Raw genomic sequence first — 19,270 nt, 5'->3', positions numbered from 1 at the left:
ATCGAACAATCTGCGATAAATATAGATTAAAAAAATATATCTTGTATATACAACTTTAGTGAATTTTGTTTTTAAAATTTACATCCATTAAAAACTAAATAGATCACAACCGGCTACAATTTAAGCATTGCAGCCTAAGATTAAACAGTACTATGTTGTCTTTATAAAGAATACTAAATAATACAATTTATAGCGCTTTTGTCAGTCATTTTAGCCATGAAGCCAATATAGTATCAGAATTAGCTATTTATTGAAAGTTTTTAATTATGCATTGTACTTTCTTTGTAGTAATATTATAAACCAATATTGTAAACCTAAATAAAACGATGAAAAAGTTACTTTTTATCCTGACTGCTGTTTTGTTAGTTTTTAATTGTTACGCGCAACAAAACGAAAAGTTTAACGGCCTTGATATGAACCTGGGCAATTTATCAAAACTATCAGACGCGCAATCGCGTTCCATTAGCCCTGAGAATTTTACAGGTGAAAAAGGAAAAGGCGGAATGGCCGATCCGGAAAAAGATAAAGGAAAACGTAATGTCGCCAACGCGGCAGGCGCGGCCCGCGAATTAGGGCAGGGATGGAAAGTTAACCCATACATCCTTATCAAGCCTGGTGAAACAATTACCATTGCCGAAATGGAAGGCCCTGGCGCTGTACAACATATTTGGATGACGCCTACAGGCAACTGGCGTTTATCTATACTCCGCATTTATTGGGACGATGAAACCACGCCGTCTGTAGAAGCCCCGGTTGGCGCTTTCTTTGGCATGGGCTGGAACGCTTATGCGCCTATAAATTCACTTCCTGTTACGGTAAATCCGGGTAGTGCTTTTAACTGTTACTGGAAAATGCCTTTCCGTAAAAAATGCCGCATTACAATGGAAAACATAGACGACAGGGAGATGAGCTTGTACTACCAGGTTGATTATACGCTAACCAAAGTTCCGGATAACGAGGGCTATTTTCATGCACAGTTCAGAAAATCAACACCTAAAGACAATTCGGTTTATACCATTTTGGATGGTGTTAAAGGTAAAGGCCAGTATGTTGGTGTTTACATGGGTTTAGATATAAACAACAATGGCTGGTGGGGCGAAGGCGAGATCAAATTCTATATGGATGGCGACTCTAAATTTGCTACGATAGTGGGTACAGGCACAGAGGATTATTTCTGCGGATCATATGATTTTGATACACGTCATAAATTAGCAACAAGCACTGATGATGTTAATTATACAGAATTTTCAACCGCGTACACTGGTTTGCCGCAGGTTATCAGGGGAGACGGACACTACCAGATCAGGCAGCGTTTTGGCTTATACAGGTGGCATATACAGGACCCTATCAGGTTTGAAAAAGATTTGAAAGTAACCATTCAGGATTTGGGTTGGAAATCAGGCGGCAGATACCTGGCACAGCATTCTGATATCATATCAGTTGCTTTCTGGTACCAGGCAGGTCTGCATGGCGAGTATCCTAAATTGCCATCAAAAGACGAATTGGAGATCAATTAATACTAAGTTTTATCATTTAATATAAACTGATATCAGCTTATGAAAAATGGAACAGGCAGGCGTATATTCCTCCGAAATTTAGGGGTTGGCGGTGCTGCAGCATTCTTACCTATTGGGAGTTTAAAAGCATCTGACAATAAACAGGTTGAAAGCATTGCACCTGTAATTGATACAGCCAAACGAAAATATAACGCACCATATAACGGCTCCTATTTAAACAGGGTGGCTTTTCCTATCGGCGGTATAGGCGCGGGCATGTTTTGTTTGGAAGGCACAGGTGCTATCTCGCACTTGTCTGTGCGTAATAATCCCGAGGTTTTTAATGAGCCTGCCATGTTTGCTGCCATCAACATAAAAGGTGAAAAAAACAGCGCTAAGGTCTTAGAGGCTAAAGTACCTGCCTGGAAGAAATTTGGTAATCACGACTCAGGCCTTGGTGGCACCGGCGGCGCTACATGGGGTTTGCCCCGTTTTGAAAATGCCGAATTTACCGCAAGGTTTCCTTTTGGAGATGTAGCGCTACAAGACAAAGACATTCCTTTACAAATACAGATAACAGGATGGAGCCCTTTTATCCCCACAGACGCAGATAACGCAAGTTTGCCTGTTGCAGGGTTAGAATATCATTTTGAAAATAAAGGTGCTAAAGCACAGGAATGTGTTTTCTCGTACAGCAGCCGCAATTTCATGGAACAACCGGGTACTAAAAACGCTATTAAATCAATCAAGAACGGCTTTATTCTTTCTGCTGATGGAACTAGTGAAGACCCTCAAAAGCAGGGTGATTTTGCTGTTTACACCGATGATACGGATACTGTCGTAGATCATTGCTGGTTTAGGGGCGGATGGTTTGATGGGCTTACAATGGCCTGGAAAACTATCGCCAGCGGCGAAACAAAAATTAACCCGCCGGTTGAGCGTGATGCGCCCGGTGCTTCATTGTTTGTGCCTTTCAGCCTAAAACCGGGCGAGAAAAAAACTATCCGTTTAATGATGACTTGGTATGTGCCGAATACAAAATTACGGATGGGGGAGGTTAATCCTTCGGATAAAGAAAGGGTAGATAAAGATCCGCTATTGCAATTTCATAAACCCTGGTATAGCAGCAAGTTTAAAAATGTAGAGGAGGTAGCTAAGTATTGGGATACTAATTACACCGATCTGCAAAAGAAAACTAAACTGTTTACAGATACCTTTTATAAAAGCACATTGCCCGCCGAGGTTATAGAAGCGGTAGCCGCAAACCTGACCATATTAAAATCGCCGACGGTGCTAAGGCAATATGATGGCCGGTTTTGGTGTTGGGAAGGTAGCGGTGATAGCTGGGGGAGCTGTCATGGATCATGTACCCACGTATGGAATTACGCGCAGGCTGTGTCGCATTTATTTCCGTCGCTTGAGCGCAGCCTGAGAGATACTGAGTTTAACGAAAGCCAAAACGCCGAGGGCCATCAGATGTTCAGGTCGAATTTACCTATCACCCCGGTTTTACATAATTTCCATGCAGCATCCGACGGACAAATGGGTGGCATCATGAAAGTACACCGCGAGTGGCGGATCAGCGGTGACAACGAGTGGCTTAAAAATATCTACCCAAAAGTGCAGGCCAGTTTAGATTATTGTATCAAAACCTGGGACCCGAAGGGAAACGGCGTTATACAAGAGCCACATCATAATACTTACGATATAGAATTTTGGGGCTCAACCGGTTTTGCCACCAGTTTTTACTTAGGTGCGCTGAACTCGATCATTACCATGGGTAAGTTTTTGAAGAAAGATGTGCAGAAGTATGAGACGCTATATGCCAAAGGCAAAAAGTACATGGAGAGTGAGTTGTACAATGGTGAGTACTTCGCTCAAAAGATAGAATGGAAAGAGTTGCGGGCTGCTGATCCAACCAAGGTACAATCATTTAATACCCAATATACACCAGAGGCAGCAGATCTATTACTAAAAGAAGGACCGAAGTACCAATATGGTACCGGCTGTTTGTCAGACGGTGTAATGGGTGCCTGGTTATCGCGGATGTGTGGCTTAGGTAATCCGTTGGATCCAGATAAAACCAAGAGCCATTTAAAATCTGTACATCAGTACAATTTCAAAACTAACCTGCACGAACATTCCAACCCGCAACGGCCAACTTATGCCATTGGGAACGAGGGCGGTTTACTGCTTTGTTCATGGCCGAAAGGCGGGATGTTATCATTGCCATTTGTTTACAGCAACGAAGTTTGGACAGGTATTGAATACCAGGTAGCATCACACCTGATGTTGATGGGCGAGGTACAAAAGGGACTGGATATTGTACGTGCCTGCCGCGATCGTTATGATGGCGAGGTGCGTAACCCATTTAACGAATATGAATGCGGCCACTGGTATGCCCGGGCCATGTCAAGTTACGGCATGTTAGAAGGGTTAACCGGCGTACGGTATGACGCTGTAAACAAAGACTTACATATTGATTCTAAAATAGGCGATTTTACCAGTTTTCTATCAACCACGAGCGGATTTGGAACAGTAACATTAAAGGCCGGAGTGCCGTCGCTCAACGTAGCATACGGCAATATCCCGGTTAATAAAGTTATGGTTTCGGGCGTGTTAAAGAAACTGGCTTAGTTGCTAAAAAAACTACTTATGAAAATTACAGGAAAACAAATTATTGGGTATAGTATAGTTGATGGTGGCGCGGATTCTTTTGAAAGTACAGTGGCGTCGGATGAAAGATCAGGGCCGTATATTTTTGAGGAAGGATCGGCAGAGAATGTAGACCAGGCTGCAAAAAAAGCATCGGCTGCATTTAAAAGCTATAAACTATTACCAGTTGCAGATAGGGTGAAATTTTTAGAAACCATTGCATCCGAAATAAACAACATCCGTGATACTTTAGTATCTGTAGCGATGCAGGAAACCCATTTGCCACAACCAAGGTTAAACGGTGAAATAGACAGAACCATAAACCAGATAAATTCTTTTGTAAGCCTCTTAAAAGAAGGCTCATGGGTAAATGCAATTATCGACACGGCAAAGCCCGAAAGGCAGCCATTGCCCAAGCCAGCCATTAGCCAAATGCTACGGCCTTTAGGCGTTGTTGGAGTATTTGGAGCGAGCAACTTTCCATTTGCTTTTTCTGTTGCCGGTGGCGATACCATATCTGCCTTAGCGGCCGGGTGCCCGGTTGTTTATAAAGCACATTTTGGCCATCCGGTAACTTCTGAATTAACAGGTAACTGTATCATAGAAGCTGCCAGGAAAACAGGAATGCCGGATGGCGTTTTCTCTCTGATCCAGGGAAGATCAACAGAGTCAGGCAAGGCCCTGGTGACACATCCGCTTGTTAAAGCTATTGGATTTACGGGATCATTAGCCGGCGGACGTGCATTGTTTGATCTGGCGGTTAAACGTGAAGAACCGATCCCTGTTTATGCGGAGATGGGCAGCGTTAACCCGGTATTTTTATTGCCAGGCAAATTAAAAGAAGACGTGGTTGGAATTGCCAAATCACTTGTTGCATCAAACACCCTGGGAGTTGGCCAGTTTTGTACCAATCCGGGCGTTGTATTGATGATAAAAGGTGCAGAATCCGAACAATTTTTAACACAATACACCTCGTCGCTCACAGCGGCAGCGGGCGGCTCAATGCTTACTGAATCTATTTACAATGCTTACGTCAAGGGTATAGCTGAATTAGAATCGTCACATGTTTTAAAATCTGTCGGGAATGGGGTGAGCGGTAATGCAAATACCGCTACGCCGCATGCTTTCAAAGTATCAGGGACAGATTTTCTAAAAGACAGATCATTATTTGAAGAACACTTTGGCCCGGTGGCTTTACATGTAATTGCTGACGACATAGCACAATTATCAGAGATAGCCGAACATATCCCCGGGCAACTTACTACAAGTATCTGGGCAGATCAAAGTGACTTTGCAGAGTTTAAAGGTTTGTTCGATATCCTTGAGGAAAAGGCTGGTCGTTTGATGATCAACAATGTACCTACAGGTGTTGAGGTAACATATGCCATGCAGCATGGCGGCCCGTATCCTGCAACCACAGATAGCCGCAGTACATCGGTAGGTTCGCAGGCCATATACCGGTTTATGCGGCCGGTGGCATATCAGAATTTTCCGCAAGAGCTGCTGCCTGCCGAGTTGCAAAATACCAATCCGCTCAATATTTGGCGTAAGGTTGATGGCGAGCTTACAAAAATAAAAATAGATTAATTATGCCGGCTAAAACATTAAAGATCCATCCAAAGGATAACATTGAGGTTGCATTGGCCGATCTGAAAGCCAGGGAGGAAATAGCTTCAGGCGATAACCGGATTGTATTATTAACCGATGTTGCAGCTAAGCATAAATTCGCGCTAAACGATTTTAATCCCGGCGATGATATTGTTATGTATGGTGTTTTGGTAGGCAAAGCAATGCACGCTATCAAAACCGGCGAAGTAATAACCACTAAAAATATTAAACATGCCTCAGGTGATTATGAATTGGGCGATCGCAAAACTAAGTGGCTTATCCCTGACACCTCCACGTGGAAGAATCGCACATTTATGGGCTATCACCGTGCTGATGGTTCTGTGGGTGTAGCTAATTACTGGCTCGTTATTCCGCTGGTTTTTTGCGAAAACAGGAACGTTCAGGTTATCCAGGATGCCTTCGCAAAAGAGTTGGGTTATCAAAATGATATCTCAACCGAACGTGATCAGGTAAAACAATTGATCAAGCTATACAAATCAGGGAAAAAAGCCAGCGAGATCTTAGAAGTTGATTTTTCTGTAGAAACCGATGTGCTAACCGAAGATCAGAGGATCTTCCCTAATGTAGATGGCATTAAGTTTTTAAACCACTCACTGGGATGTGCAGGTATAAAAGAGGATACGCGTGACCTTTGCGGCTTACTGGCAGGATACATAACCCACGCCAACGTTGCGGGTGCTACCGTATTAAGCCTGGGCTGTCAAAATGCGCAGATAGACATGCTGAAAGAAGAAGTCTTTAAACGTGATCCCAACTTTTCAAAACCATTATACACGCTTGAACAACAACAGATTGGCAGCGAATCTAAATTATTGAGCCAGGCAGTGAAACAGACATTTGCCGGTTTGATCCAGGCAAATGAATTGTCAAGGCGACCAGCCCCGCTAAGCAAATTATGTGTGGGTTTAGAGTGTGGCGGCTCTGATGGATTTTCGGGTATCTCAGCAAATCCCTCATTAGGCCATGCATCGGATATTATTGTAGAATTGGGTGGCTCTGTTATACTTTCTGAGTTCCCGGAACTATGCGGTGTTGAACAAGAATTAAGCGACCGTTGCATAGATGAAGAGACCGCGGGAAAATTTATCCACCTGATGCGTTCGTATCATGATAAGGCTAAGGCATTAGGTTCGGGGTTTGATTCAAACCCGTCTGCCGGCAATGTTCGCGATGGATTGATCACCGATGCTATAAAATCTGCCGGGGCGGCAAAAAAAGGCGGTACTTCACCCGTTGCAGATGTGCTGGATTATCCCGAAAAGGTAAGAAAACCCGGCCTCACACTGTTATGTACGCCGGGCAGCGATGTCGAGTCAACCACAGCCGAAGTTGGGGCAGGCGCGACTATCGTAGTATTTACTACCGGCTTGGGTACGCCAACTGGCAATCCTATTACACCGGTTGTTAAGGTATCAACCAATACACGTCTGTATCAAAAAATGACGGACATAATCGATATCGATGCAGGTACAGTGATCAGCGGAGAAGAAACTATTAATCAGGCCGGCGAGCGGATATTAGAACATATTATCCGAATTGCGAGTGGCGAAGAAAAGGCCAAAGCAGTAGCGTCAGGCCATGACGATTTTATTCCTTGGAAAAGAGGTATATCCCTTTAAAACATAAGATACATACATGAAATTATTTAAGACAGTAAACGGCATCTATTTACAGAATAACGAATCCGTTTACAAGTTAGAACAACAATGGGATGAGGTGGTAAACCGTGATGATCTTTATGAGTATTTATCAGATATTACTACTACTGCGTCAAAAGTTGCCGGCGATGATTGGCAAAACGGATTGTTACCGCCGATAGCAAATCAGGAAGTATGGGCGGCGGGTGTAACCTATTTACAAAGCCGCGATGCAAGGGTAGAGGAGTCGCAAAGTTCTGGCGGATCTGATCTTTACAAGCGTGTTTATGATGCCGAGCGACCCGAGATCTTTTTTAAGTCGACACCACAAAGGGTAGTGGGGCATTTACAGGATGTAAGCATCCGTAAAGATTCGTTATGGAACGTACCCGAACCCGAATTGACACTTTTTGTAAATTCAAATGGTAAAATTCAGGGTTACACAGTCGGTAATGATATGAGTTCGCGTAGTATCGAAGGCGAAAATGCACTGTATCTGCCGCAGGCAAAAACTTACAACAAAAGCGCTGCGATAGGCCCCTGCTTAACCGTATTGGCCGAACCTATCAGCAGGGAAACTGTTATTAGTATAGTAATTAAGCGCAACGATGTGGCGCTTTACTCGGACAAGACACCACTTTCAAGAATGAAACGTTCTTTAGAAGAACTGACAGGCTTTTTATTTCGGGAGTTGACGTTTCCTAATGGCGTTTATTTAATGACAGGTACTTGCCTGGTACCGCCAAATGATTTTACTTTACAGCCGCTTGATGTTGTTGAAATTTCTATAGATGGGATAGGAGTTTTGATAAACACAGTAGCTTATAACCAATAAAATATTTATTTATACCTTATAAACCTGATGAAATGAGTACTCAATTAAAATTGAACTATGCGGCAATTGCGTTTGCCGCAATTTTTTCGGCTTGCCAAAGCAAAGTTAAAAAGGATGCCATCGATACCAGCATCTCTTCAACACATGCTAAGGGAACATTTGGCTACGACCTGGATTTTTTGAAAAAGAAAGACAGCGTGATGATATTAAGTAATGCTGATGGATCCGGTCAGGTTATTGTGTCTGCTAAATACCAGGCAAAGGTCTTTACATCAACTGCTGATGGTTTATCCGGAAAAAGCTTTGGTTGGGTAAATTATAAAGCATTTTCTGCTGATACCGATGCACACATGAATGGCTACGGTAGTGAGAATCGTATATGGTTAGGTCCTGAAGGGGGAAAATATTCCTTGTTTTTTAAACCGGGCGCCAAAATGGAGTTTGCTAACTGGCACACCCCTAAGGCGTTTGATACTGAACCCTGGAAGGTTACACTTGCTAACCAAAAAAGGATAATGATGAGCAAAGATATGGACCTGCAAAATTATGCGGGGACCCAACTTAAAATAAAGGTTGATCGTGATATAGCAATTCTTGAAAACGTAGCCATTGAGCTTGAACTGGGTATAAAATTAGATGCGAAAACTAAAGCAGTAGGCTTTCAAACGGTAAATTCATTAACTAATACTGGCAATTTTACCTGGGATCTAAAAACAGGCGCACCATGTATATGGAATCTGGATATGTTAACTCCGTCGCCTAAAGTAGTGATCATTATACCGTATAATAATGCTCAAACAGCTAAAGTAGCCACTACCGATTATTTTGGGCAAATACCTCCAGACCGTATCGTGTACAAAGACAATGTTCTTTTTTTTAAAGCTGATGGAAAATCGCGCGGTAAACTGGGCATAACTCCAAAACGAGCAAAACCGGTTATAGGCAGTTATGATGCCGAAAACAATGTTTTAACCATAGCCAAGTTTGATGTAGATAATAACGCACAATATTTAAACCAGGAATGGAGAACCGACAGGGACCCGGTAAGCGGTGATGCGGTTAATGCTTACAACGATGGCCCTTTAACAGACGGCAGCCAGATGGGGCCTTTTTATGAAATAGAAAGCGTTTCTCCGGCAGCATTTTTAAATCCGAAGCAAGTGATGTACCACCGTCATCAGGTATATCATTTTACCGGCGATAAGGCGTCTTTAAGTGTTATAGCCAAAACCGTGCTTGGTGTTTCATTAGACGAAGTTGAATCTGTATTTTAACGATCGAAGAACTTTTAAATTAACAATTAAATCTTAATACGGTCCTGTTTTCAAAATAATGAAGACAGGACTTTTTTATGCGACAAACGTATGTACGTGTACGGTATATGATTTAGCGTATTGCAGAGGAGTGATGTTGAGCAAAGATTTAAACTGCCTGTTAAAGTTCGACAGGTTATTAAACCCGCATTCATAACAGATCTGCGATACTGATTTTTCATTTTCTATCAGCAGCTTACAGGCGTAACCAATGCGGATCTCAAGTAAAAATTGCCAGTAAGTTTTCAACGTCCTTGTTTTAAAATACCGACAAAAAGAATTTGGGCTCAGGCTTGCGGCTTCGGCAGCGTCTTTAATGGAGATGTTATTCTTAAAGTTATTGAAAGTGTATGTATAAATAAGATTGATCTTATCGGTAGTGGTTAAATCGTAAGTCTTGTTAAACCCGGGTGTGGCCAGCAAAGAATATTCGTTGGTGCGGCTTATTATATCCAGTATGCCTAACAGAAATTCAACCCGTTTTGAGCCAGTTACATGGATGTTTTTCTCCATGGCATCAATAACAATATCTTTGGTTTTACCGGTTATTTTAAGCCCGCGTTTTGCTATGTCAAGCATTTCTTTTATGGAACGTAATTCAGGCAACTGCATAAAAGCTGATCCCCAGAAGTCTTCTCTGAAATGTATGGCTATCGCTTCAATGTTTAGGGTTGGGATATTTTTAAAGTAGATGGAATCACTGCGCCACATGTGGGGCAGATTTGAACCCAGTAAGATCAGGTCGCCATCTTCAAACGGGGCCATACTATCGCCAACCAACCTTATGCCGGTGCCTTTTCTTATAAATGTAAGTTCAATTTCCGGGTGATAATGCCAGTGATTATACAGGAATGGGTAAATATCCTCACGAATACTGAATGAATTATTGCCGCTGTCAACTTTTCGTAAGATCGGTTTCATCTTAGGACTATAGTTTAAAATTCATCACTCGGGTGAAATAATTGAGCAGACCACACCTTAAAAAACGAGTTTTCACTGTCATTACCTGCCGATGCATAATCGCATAAGGTAACAGCTATGGGTCCTTTAGCCGCTTCCGTATAAGATTCAGGGATAAAATTGGCTTTAAATAGCATCATGCCATCGTCTGTTGGTTTGTTGGGGATCTCTGTAAGATCGATATAACCGTTTTTATCAGCGACAGGCTTCAGCACAGCGGCAATCCCTGATCCTTCAAATCGTGTGTCGCGTGCTAAAACAATTGGGCCGCGTACAATAGCTTCGCTTTGTATGGCTGTACCTGTTTTAATTACGCGGCCCCGCATATCTAATTGTAAAGCTATTTTGTCGCCTGTATGCCAGCTGCGTTTAATCTTTGCGTAGGTACCAGGTAGAATAGCGGTAACAGCTTTGCCGTTTATACTTAATGTTGTCTTCTTACTCCATTCCGGGATACGTATTGCAATTTCCATGTCTTCCTCTTTCGGCAGGTTGACATCTATTTCTATTGCTCCGGATCTTGGATAGGTTGTATGTTGCGCTAAAGCTATATTCTGATCTTTCGGACTTTTTAAATTAAACATACCATCGGCAAAATAGTTAACCTGCAAGCCATCCTGTTTTTCCATTACCATAAATGGAGGGACGGCAAACAAACCTCTCGGGCCGCTGGCTACGCAACAATTAAGGCCCATGCCGCATTGTTCGCTGCCCGGTAATCGTTGTCCGTTTAGCGGTGTGTATTTTGCCCAGGTGGCACCGTGATCGCTCATAGCTCCTAACAAGGCGTTGTAATAGGTGCGTTCAGCTTCGTCAGCATATTTAGCTTCGCCTGTAAGGCGGAGTAATTGCTGGGTAAATTTTAGCCAGGTTACAGTTACACAGGTTTCCTGGAAATGATTGATCGGCGTATTTTCTACCGCCTTGCCGCCAAACCACATTTCGGTTGACGCGCCCGACCCCGCAATGTCTATCTCTGTTTTTTTGATATTGGCCCAAGTGTCTTCAGTCGCCTTTTTATAGGTTTCGTTGCCGGTAATGCGGTAAAATTCCAGCAATCCCTCGTAACATGACATCATTTCGTAAGCTTTTTGGCCTTGTTCGGGGCTATACCAATTCTTAGGTTTGGGGAATCGCTCGGCCACGTTGGTATTGGCTTTACTGATCAGATGCGGGCCTTCCGGGGTTTCCCATTGTCTAACGATCTCCAGCGCGAAGTCCAGGTATTTTTTGTTTGCGGTGCGGTTATATAATAGGCATATCGGTTCTAACACCGACGACGCGGCCATACCCCTGTAATTGCCCTTGGTAACAATGATGCCGTCCTGTTTCTTCAGATCATCTATCAGGTTATCAGCCACGCGCGCAGCTGCGATCAGGCTCTTCTTATCTTTTGTGATATCATAATAAGCCATCAGGCCTAACATACAATACTTTCTGCCCCATATATCCCAGCCCTCTAACCGGTGCGCTGCTGCGTAATTACCAATATATCCATCAGGCGTTTGGGTGGCCAACAGCCCGGCAACGGCTCGATCAAGCGTTGCTTTTAACCTCGGGTCGGGTTTGTATTTGTAGGCCAATGCTACAGACGTGAACCACTTACCCCAAAACTCGCTTTGCCATAATGAGGTTTCTGTCCGGTTCTCTAATTTGAACGGTGCTATCAGTCTATCCACATCCTGCGCCAGCAGCCGGTTTTCTATCGATCCGTTTAGTTTGTCAGCCAGGTAGCCATTTAAGTGTACTTCGGCAGCGGGGCGTAACGCGTCATTTACAGCAGGTTTACGAACGGTTTGCCCGTAGCTATTTATACCAATCAGCGTACAGCCCAAACGGCACAGGTTTTTCAAATTAAGCATACTTTTCAAGGTGATAACGAAAATCTGGTCTATATTATGTAATGCAAATATTACGGCTAAATTTATCATAATTATCACCAATCAACTAATTTAAGCCAATATTTGACGCATTGACTGCCATAAACCAATTTATGAAAGCTTTAAAGTATATCTTGATCATTGCGGGTGTTTGCCTTAACCTGTTTGCAAAGGCACAACAGTCTGCCGGTAGCGGGCGCGAACATGGTCGTTTCCAGGTAGGTGATATCACTACCGAACCCGGCGGGCACGACCCATGTATGGCCAAAGAAGGCGATACCTATTACATTTACTCTACCGGTGGCGGCATCCAGGTCTGGTCATCAAAAGATATGAAGAGCTGGACAAAAGAGCCTTCGGTCTTTTCGGTTGCTCCTGCATGGGTTGCGCAAAAGCTGCCCAGCTTTAAGGGCCTTGGCTTTTGGGCGCCCGATATCAGTTTTCATAACGGTTTGTGGTACCTGTATTATGCCACCTCAATCTTTGGCAAGAACACCTCGGTTATCGGTGTGGCTACCAACAAGACCTTAGACCCAAAATCAAAGGACTATAAATGGGTCGACGTCGGGATGGTAGTGCAATCGGTAACCGGGCGTGATGACTGGAATGCCATTGACCCCAACCTTGCTATAGATGAGGCGGGTACGCCCTGGTTAAGCTTCGGCTCGCACTGGGATGGTTTGAAACTGGTTAAGCTTAACCCCGACCTGAAAACAATAACCGAGCCCGAAGAATGGCACACCATAGCCAGCCGCCCGCGCGACTATAAATACAACGATGCCGAGCCCGGCGACGGCAGGATAGAGGGCGCGTTCATATTCAAAAAGGACAAGTATTACTATCTCTTTGCCTCATGGGACAGGTGTTGCGACGGCATTAACAGTACCTATAACATCCGTGTAGGCAGGTCTGAAAAGATCACTGGCCCCTACGTGGATAAAGAGGGCGTTAATATGGCAAAGGGTGGCGGCACGCTGGTGCTTGGCGGTGACACAGGCCCTAAGAAGACCTTTTACGCCTTAGGCCATAACTCTGTCGAGACTTTTGACGGAGTTGACTATATGGCGTTCCACGCCTATACAGACAGCTATGAACGGGTGATCATTGATCAATTGGACTGGGATAAGGGCTGGCCGGTGGTTAAAAGCCAGGTTTGCTGCGCGGTAACCATACCAAATAAACAATAAGTATGTTCAGTTTATGTATCCCGTCTGTACCACGTGAATGTGTGACAGTTGGAACATTTGATACACCTGTTTTTGCAATGTATTGATAATAAAATAATTAATTTCTTGATGTAGATTTCATGATACAGTTTGGCACAACTTTTATGTTAGTTAATTTATAGCTAAAAAGTATATAAATACCTAAATATAAAATACTTGTATTTTGTATTTTTATCCCAGTTAATTATTCGGATTTTAAACTTATTACCGGGTTCATCATGGCGGCTTTTACAGATTGAAATGCCACGGTCAATATAGCCACTACAATTGCTAAAACAGCCGCGAGCACAAAGATCCACCAATCAATAGGTGCACGATAAGCAAAGTCTTGCAGCCATTTGTTCATGCCCCACCAGGCTATGGGCGAAGCAATGACTATTGCTATAAGCACCAGTTTGATAAAACCATAAGATAACATAGCGGTAATGCCCTGGATACTGGCGCCCAATACTTTCCTGATCCCGATCTCTTTGCGACGTTGTTCGGCCATAAATGCTGATAATGCAAACAATCCTAAACAGGCTATCACAATAGCCAATACCGAAAAGGTGGTAAATATATGGCTGGTGCGTTGCACATCCGCATACATGTTTGCAAACTGCTGATCCATAAATGAAAACCTGATAGGCTGAGCCGGCGAGAAACTTTTCCAGGTACGTGTTATTTCTTCAATGGCATTTTTAGCATTGCTGCCTGCTATTTTAACCGATACTATAGAAGGGCTCAATCCAAAATGCAGGGCCAAAGGGCCTACATCCTCACGCATAGAATCATAATTAAAATCCTCTATCAAACCTATTACTGTAAACGCCTGGCCGCCGTCGGTTGAATTGGTAATGTGTTTGCCCACAGGATCTTTCAGGTTCAGTTTTTTAGCCATGCTTTGATTAATGATCACCGCATTTTCATCAGTTTTTATTGTAGCGTATGAGAAAGTACGTCCTGCCAGCAATTTTATGCCTAATGTTTTTAGGTATGTGTCGTCTATCTGCCAGAACTGTCCCCCCACGCCGCGGTCAATTTTTGCACGGCCTTCCTTATAAAATGTATTGCCGTTGCGTTTAGTGCCGGTAATAGGTAAGTAGTCACTTATAGATACACTTTTAACTATGGATAGTTTTGAAAGCTCATTCTTTAACGCCTTTACATTATCATCGCTTAAAGTATTAGTTCCCTGCACCAACAATACCTGGTCTTTGTCAAAACCAACCTTACGGTTTAAAATAAACTGCATCTGGTTATATATCACAATGGTACTGATGATCAGGACAACAGAAATTGCAAACTGGAACACAACAAGGCCATTTCTAAGCCCGGAGCTTTTACTGCCCGAACTGATAGAGCCTTTAAGCACCTGTACTGGTTTAAAGCCCGAAAGATAAAACGCAGGGTATAAACCGGCAGCAATACCCACAATTACAGCGGATAACAGGATTGCCGGCACAAACCACCAGGATAACCATGGCATGGCCAGCTCTCTTGATGCCAATGTATTAAAGTAAGGCAATAACAACCGTGCTATTATAACACCCACAATAAAAGAGATGACACTGTAGATCAGCGATTCCGTAAGAAACTGGTTGATCAAACTGCCGCGTTGAGATCCGACAACTTTTCTTAAACCCACTTCTTTAGCCCTGTTTGCTGATCGTGCGGTTGAAAGATTGATAAAATTGATACACGCGATAGTAAGGATAAATAGAGCTACCGCGCCAAACAGCCAGATAAAACGAATATCGCCATATGTAGTAAAGTCACCTATGTTATATGATTTAAGGTTTATATCTGCTACAGGCTGTAGCTCAAGCCACATTTGTTTTTCCATTTGTTCGGCACCAACGTTTCCGCCACGCTTCATATCGGGGATAATGTAATTATGAAGCAGGTCTGTAGTAAGTTTCTTACCGAATTCTTTAGGTTCTGTACCCGGGCGCAGCTTGATATAACTGGTGTAATTCCATGCTCCCCATTGCGTTTGTTCGCCATGCCACAACTCTTTATCGGTTAATGTTAAAAAGAAATCTAATGATCGTAGGTGCGAGTTTTGCGGAATGTTTTCCATAACGCCACCAATGGTATAAGGCTGGCTTTTATCGTCATTAAGGTACATTACCTTACCAATAGGGTTTAGCCCGGGGAAGTATTTATCAGCTTTACGTTTAGATATCAGCATTGATCGTGGCGCTGCAAGGGCGTTTTTATTACTGCCGTAAGCCATTGGCAATTGCAGTATATTAAGCGTCTCCTGGTCTATATAGGCAAAACCTTCTTCAAAAGTATTTTGTACCTGGTCTGCCCGGCGTAATTCATTGTTTCCGGCCCCTGCAAATAATGGGCTTGTCATTAACCTGCCTGATTTTTCTACTTCGGGGAAGTCGGCTTTTATAACCTTCCATGTCGGTGCGGGGAAAGCAAGGCCTTGCTGCAGTTTGCCATTGCCCGTATAATATTGAACAACGCGGTATATACGGTCGCCATCGGGATAGGTACGGTCATAACTCAACTCAAACTTAATATATAAGGCTATTAGCAGGCATGCCGCAATGCCGAAAGAAAATCCACCGATCTTGATAGCAGTGTAAAGCTTATGCTTGCGCAGTTGCCGTAGTGCTATTTTAAAATAATTTTTTATCATGATATATCAATGCCGTAATGAAACTTGCCTAAGTATCTGTGCATTACCTTTAAAAATATGCCTTTATTTTAATTGATTGTTTATCAAGTAATTATAAATTTATTAAATGAGCCTACTGTCCGTTTTCGTACGGTTTGCGCACGATAATAATACATTAGTATTGTAGTTAGTTTACCGCTTTAATGTTTGTATAAACATTAAAACTAACAGTAAAATAAAATGATAAAGATCAGGATCTGAGAGACCAAACCGAACGTTCTATTATCGCACTGAAACACCTGTCAATATTTAATTAATATCGCCACCCGGCAGGCTTCCGGTAATTTAATTGAGTCTAACCGGAAATTAAACGTATCTTGCATACTTATTCAAAACAAATCATGGCAACAGGAACAGTAAAATTTTTTAATGAAACAAAAGGCTTCGGCTTTATTACCCCGGATCAAGGCGGAAAAGAAGTGTTTGTACACGTAACCGGCTTAAAAGACGAGATCCGCGAAGGTGACGAGGTGACGTATGAAGTAGAAGATGGTAAAAAGGGTCCGAGTGCAGTTAACGTAAAAAGAAATTAAGCTTGGCCAGATCAACAGAAACATTCAGTAAAAAGGAAAAAGAAAAGAAACGGCTAAAAAAAGCTAAGGAAAAATTAGAAAAAGCCGAAGAGCGTAAAGCTAACGCGGTAAAGGGCAAAAGCCTGGAAGACATGCTGGCCTATACCGATGAGTACGGCAACATTACTTCCACACCTCCGGATCCTTCGCGTAAATTGAAGGTCAACTCGGCCGATATCCAGATCTCTATCCCAAAGCAGGAGGATATCGTACAGGAAATTGTACGTACAGGTATAGTTGGTTTTTTTAACGAAGCTAAAGGTTACGGTTTTATTAAAGATATGCAGACCCAGGAAAGCATCTTTGTTCACGCCAATAGCCTGACAGAACCTATCAAAGAAAATAATAAAGTGACCTTTGAGATAGAGCCCGGCGCAAAAGGGCCGACTGCGGTAAAGGTTAAGTTATCCAAATAAACCGATCGGTATTGTGGATGATTAGCCTCAGGGGTTTATTTTCTCCATAGAAATTATTAATGTTCCCGCAGGGCATCCGTAGATGCCCTGCGTAGACGAAAGTACTATGGCGCTTCTACATAGCGCTTGTTTCGCAGTAGTGTGAAACAGATGAAACACCTGAAACAAGCTTTTGGGTTTAACATTCTGTAAATAAATAAATTGATGTTTTGGTTAAACAAAAATGAAACAACTTATTGCACTTTTTCTGATGTTTTGCTGAAATGCGTTATGTAAATCAGCGTAAAATATCAAAAGTTGTGCGGTGATAACACCGACCACAAACTGAATTATCACTTAAGCCGTAAATTGGCATATATTAATTATTTAACATCCACCATCCAATAGTGCCAGTTTTTTTTTGAAATCCAATTACAAATAATATCATTCGGAAAGATAATAGGCCTATCACGGTCGACTTTCCATTTTCCTGCCCAGCCTGGTATAATTTCTGTATTTGAGGGATAAATAGTTCCGTGTTTAAGCATTACTGATTTACCATGGCCTGTTAACGTTGTTTTTGGATAATAACTATTATCTGTTAGACAGATGAATTTTCTTACCTCAAAACCTGAGAAATTATGTAATCGTTCAATATCTTTTAGAGCATCATAAGAGTCTAAATCTTTGGCACGGTTGCTAATCTTCATAAAGCATTTTAACTCTATTGCGGCTTTTACATTACCTAAGATGCAGACAATATCAATGCTTTTGTCTTGGTGATTTGTTTCCATTTCAATTTCAAAATTTTCGCCAGGGAGGATACAATATATATTTCCTAAATCAAAAATGAGCTTAGACAGGTGGAGTTGCAATGAAGATTCTTTATTAATCTTTAACTTTTCCGATACGATTTTTTCAAAAAGTATGTACCAAGACAACTCAATAATATGGTTTAGCCTTGTAATGGGATCTGTAAATATCATGAAATAAATATGGCGTTAAATGTATGCCCGATATAATATTGGACACTCTTAATTGATTGTAAGATATAGGTGTAAAACATTAGATGAATATAGCTATAAAACAACAAAAGCCCCGGGCTTGGGGCTTTTGTACTCAGAGCGGGAATCGAACCCGCACTCCGTTTACGGGAACAGGATTTTAAGTCCTGCGTGTCTACCAGTTCCACCATCTGAGCCGGTGTTTAGTACCCAGCGCCGGAGTCGAACCGCGGCATCTGGCTAAAGGTAAGGTTTTAGTAAAGTTACATAAACCTTTTAACAATAAATCCCTTCTTGTGAAAGGGATTTGAGCGAAAGACGAGATTCGAACTCGCGACCCCGACCTTGGCAAGGTCGTGCTCTACCAACTGAGCTACTTTCGCGTTGGTTATTTTCCTGCTTGAAGTTGGCTGTGTGCCTATCTCGTTTGCGGGAGTGCAAATATAGACAGAATTGAAGTTTCTGCAAGGAAAATTTTCACTTTTTTTAAAGGTTTTTATAAGTCGCTGTTTTTCAAAACGTCTGCTATCAAATCATTTTCATATCCGCGGCCCAAAGCGTACTGTTGCAGCTTGTACCGGCGCTTGTCGGCATCTTTTTCATTTAATAAAGCTGCCTTTTTAGTTAAAATGTGTAGCAAAGCCTGTAAATAGGCATCGCCGTCAATCAGTAACAGAGCTTTTTTTATCAATACGTCAGGCACTCTCTTAATTTTTAGTCCTTGTTTTATCTTGATCTTGCCCCAGGCTTTTTGGTTAAATTTACCTTGTACGTAAGCTTTTGCAAAACGTTCTTCGTTTAAAAAGCCGGTGGTTACCAGGTCGGTAATGATATTTTCGACCGCTTCGGGCCATAATCCCCATTCGTACAGCTTGTCCCGCATTTCCTGTTGCGACCGGTCCTGGTAGGCGCAATAATGCTCTGCTTTGGTAAGGGCAACTTTTGGGTCGGTTATTTTTTGTTTTTTGGGCAGGTCCATATCTGTTGCCCAAAC

General features: G+C 42.4%; 14 protein-coding genes and 2 tRNA genes. 9 read left to right on the top strand and 7 right to left on the bottom strand.

What is annotated here, in order from left to right:
• Positions 1-326 precede the first annotated feature (326 nt).
• From FO440_RS21605 to FO440_RS21580, 6 genes are read left to right on the top strand one after another with little or no spacing between them, the layout of a single operon-like run.
• Positions 327-1,517: a glycoside hydrolase family 172 protein gene (locus tag FO440_RS21605; protein WP_144250393.1), complete on the top strand. Its 1,191-nt coding sequence runs from the start codon at positions 327-329 to the stop codon at positions 1,515-1,517.
• Positions 1,518-1,556: 39 nt separating this feature from the next.
• On the top strand, positions 1,557-4,133 hold the full coding sequence (locus FO440_RS21600; RefSeq protein ID WP_144250392.1) for a GH116 family glycosyl hydrolase: 2,577 nt from the start codon (positions 1,557-1,559) through the stop codon (positions 4,131-4,133).
• 18 nt (positions 4,134-4,151) lie between these two features.
• Positions 4,152-5,738: an aldehyde dehydrogenase (NADP(+)) gene (locus FO440_RS21595; RefSeq protein WP_144250391.1), complete on the top strand. Its 1,587-nt coding sequence runs from the start codon at positions 4,152-4,154 to the stop codon at positions 5,736-5,738.
• Positions 5,739-5,740: 2 nt separating this feature from the next.
• A complete protein-coding gene (locus FO440_RS21590) occupies positions 5,741-7,399 on the top strand; it encodes a UxaA family hydrolase (RefSeq protein ID WP_144250390.1) in 1,659 nt (552 codons plus the stop codon).
• Positions 7,400-7,415: 16 nt separating this feature from the next.
• Complete coding sequence (locus FO440_RS21585) at positions 7,416-8,252, top strand: fumarylacetoacetate hydrolase family protein (protein WP_144250389.1); 837 nt, start codon at positions 7,416-7,418, stop codon at positions 8,250-8,252.
• A gap of 32 nt (positions 8,253-8,284) precedes the next feature.
• On the top strand, positions 8,285-9,526 hold the full coding sequence (locus tag FO440_RS21580; protein WP_144250388.1) for a DUF6786 family protein: 1,242 nt from the start codon (positions 8,285-8,287) through the stop codon (positions 9,524-9,526).
• 75 nt (positions 9,527-9,601) lie between these two features.
• Here FO440_RS21580 and FO440_RS21575 read toward each other — a convergent pair whose 3' ends face one another.
• Together FO440_RS21575 and FO440_RS21570 are read right to left on the bottom strand one after the other, a co-directional pair.
• The gene (locus tag FO440_RS21575) at positions 9,602-10,486 is read right to left on the bottom strand and encodes an AraC family transcriptional regulator (protein WP_144250387.1); all 885 of its coding nucleotides are present in this window, start codon (positions 10,484-10,486) and stop codon (positions 9,602-9,604) included.
• A gap of 14 nt (positions 10,487-10,500) precedes the next feature.
• Positions 10,501-12,387 carry a glycoside hydrolase family 127 protein gene (locus tag FO440_RS21570; protein WP_144250386.1) on the bottom strand — a complete coding sequence of 629 codons (1,887 nt, stop codon included), beginning with the start codon at positions 12,385-12,387 and terminating at the stop codon, positions 10,501-10,503.
• Positions 12,388-12,518: 131 nt separating this feature from the next.
• On the opposite strand from FO440_RS21570, the gene FO440_RS21565 reads away from it, so the two are divergent.
• Positions 12,519-13,592 (top strand): arabinan endo-1,5-alpha-L-arabinosidase, encoded by a 1,074-nt coding sequence (locus tag FO440_RS21565; RefSeq protein ID WP_144250385.1) that lies wholly within the window; start codon positions 12,519-12,521, stop codon positions 13,590-13,592.
• 223 nt (positions 13,593-13,815) lie between these two features.
• On the opposite strand, the gene FO440_RS21560 is transcribed toward FO440_RS21565, so the two are convergent.
• Complete coding sequence (locus tag FO440_RS21560) at positions 13,816-16,266, bottom strand: ABC transporter permease (protein ID WP_144250384.1); 2,451 nt, start codon at positions 16,264-16,266, stop codon at positions 13,816-13,818.
• Between the two features lie 380 nt (positions 16,267-16,646).
• On the opposite strand from FO440_RS21560, the gene FO440_RS21555 reads away from it, so the two are divergent.
• Together FO440_RS21555 and FO440_RS21550 are read left to right on the top strand one after the other, a co-directional pair.
• Positions 16,647-16,838 carry a cold-shock protein gene (locus FO440_RS21555; RefSeq protein WP_144250383.1) on the top strand — a complete coding sequence of 64 codons (192 nt, stop codon included), beginning with the start codon at positions 16,647-16,649 and terminating at the stop codon, positions 16,836-16,838.
• 2 nt (positions 16,839-16,840) lie between these two features.
• Positions 16,841-17,293 (top strand): cold-shock protein, encoded by a 453-nt coding sequence (locus FO440_RS21550; RefSeq protein ID WP_144250382.1) that lies wholly within the window; start codon positions 16,841-16,843, stop codon positions 17,291-17,293.
• A 362-nt stretch (positions 17,294-17,655) separates the two neighbouring features.
• Here FO440_RS21550 and FO440_RS21545 read toward each other — a convergent pair whose 3' ends face one another.
• From FO440_RS21545 to FO440_RS21530, 4 genes are all read right to left on the bottom strand, one after another.
• A complete protein-coding gene (locus tag FO440_RS21545; RefSeq protein ID WP_144250381.1) occupies positions 17,656-18,258 on the bottom strand; it encodes a hypothetical protein in 603 nt (200 codons plus the stop codon).
• A 130-nt stretch (positions 18,259-18,388) separates the two neighbouring features.
• Positions 18,389-18,473 (bottom strand) — tRNA-Leu (locus tag FO440_RS21540).
• Positions 18,474-18,586: 113 nt separating this feature from the next.
• Positions 18,587-18,659, bottom strand: a tRNA-Gly gene (locus FO440_RS21535).
• 113 nt (positions 18,660-18,772) lie between these two features.
• A complete protein-coding gene (locus tag FO440_RS21530) occupies positions 18,773-19,255 on the bottom strand; it encodes a regulatory protein RecX (RefSeq protein ID WP_144250380.1) in 483 nt (160 codons plus the stop codon).
• Between the last annotated feature and the right edge of the window lie 15 nt (positions 19,256-19,270).

Source organism: Mucilaginibacter corticis (assembly GCF_007558865.1).
Taxonomy (GTDB): domain Bacteria; phylum Bacteroidota; class Bacteroidia; order Sphingobacteriales; family Sphingobacteriaceae; genus Mucilaginibacter; species Mucilaginibacter corticis.
This window is presented reverse-complemented; position numbering and strand designations above follow the sequence as displayed.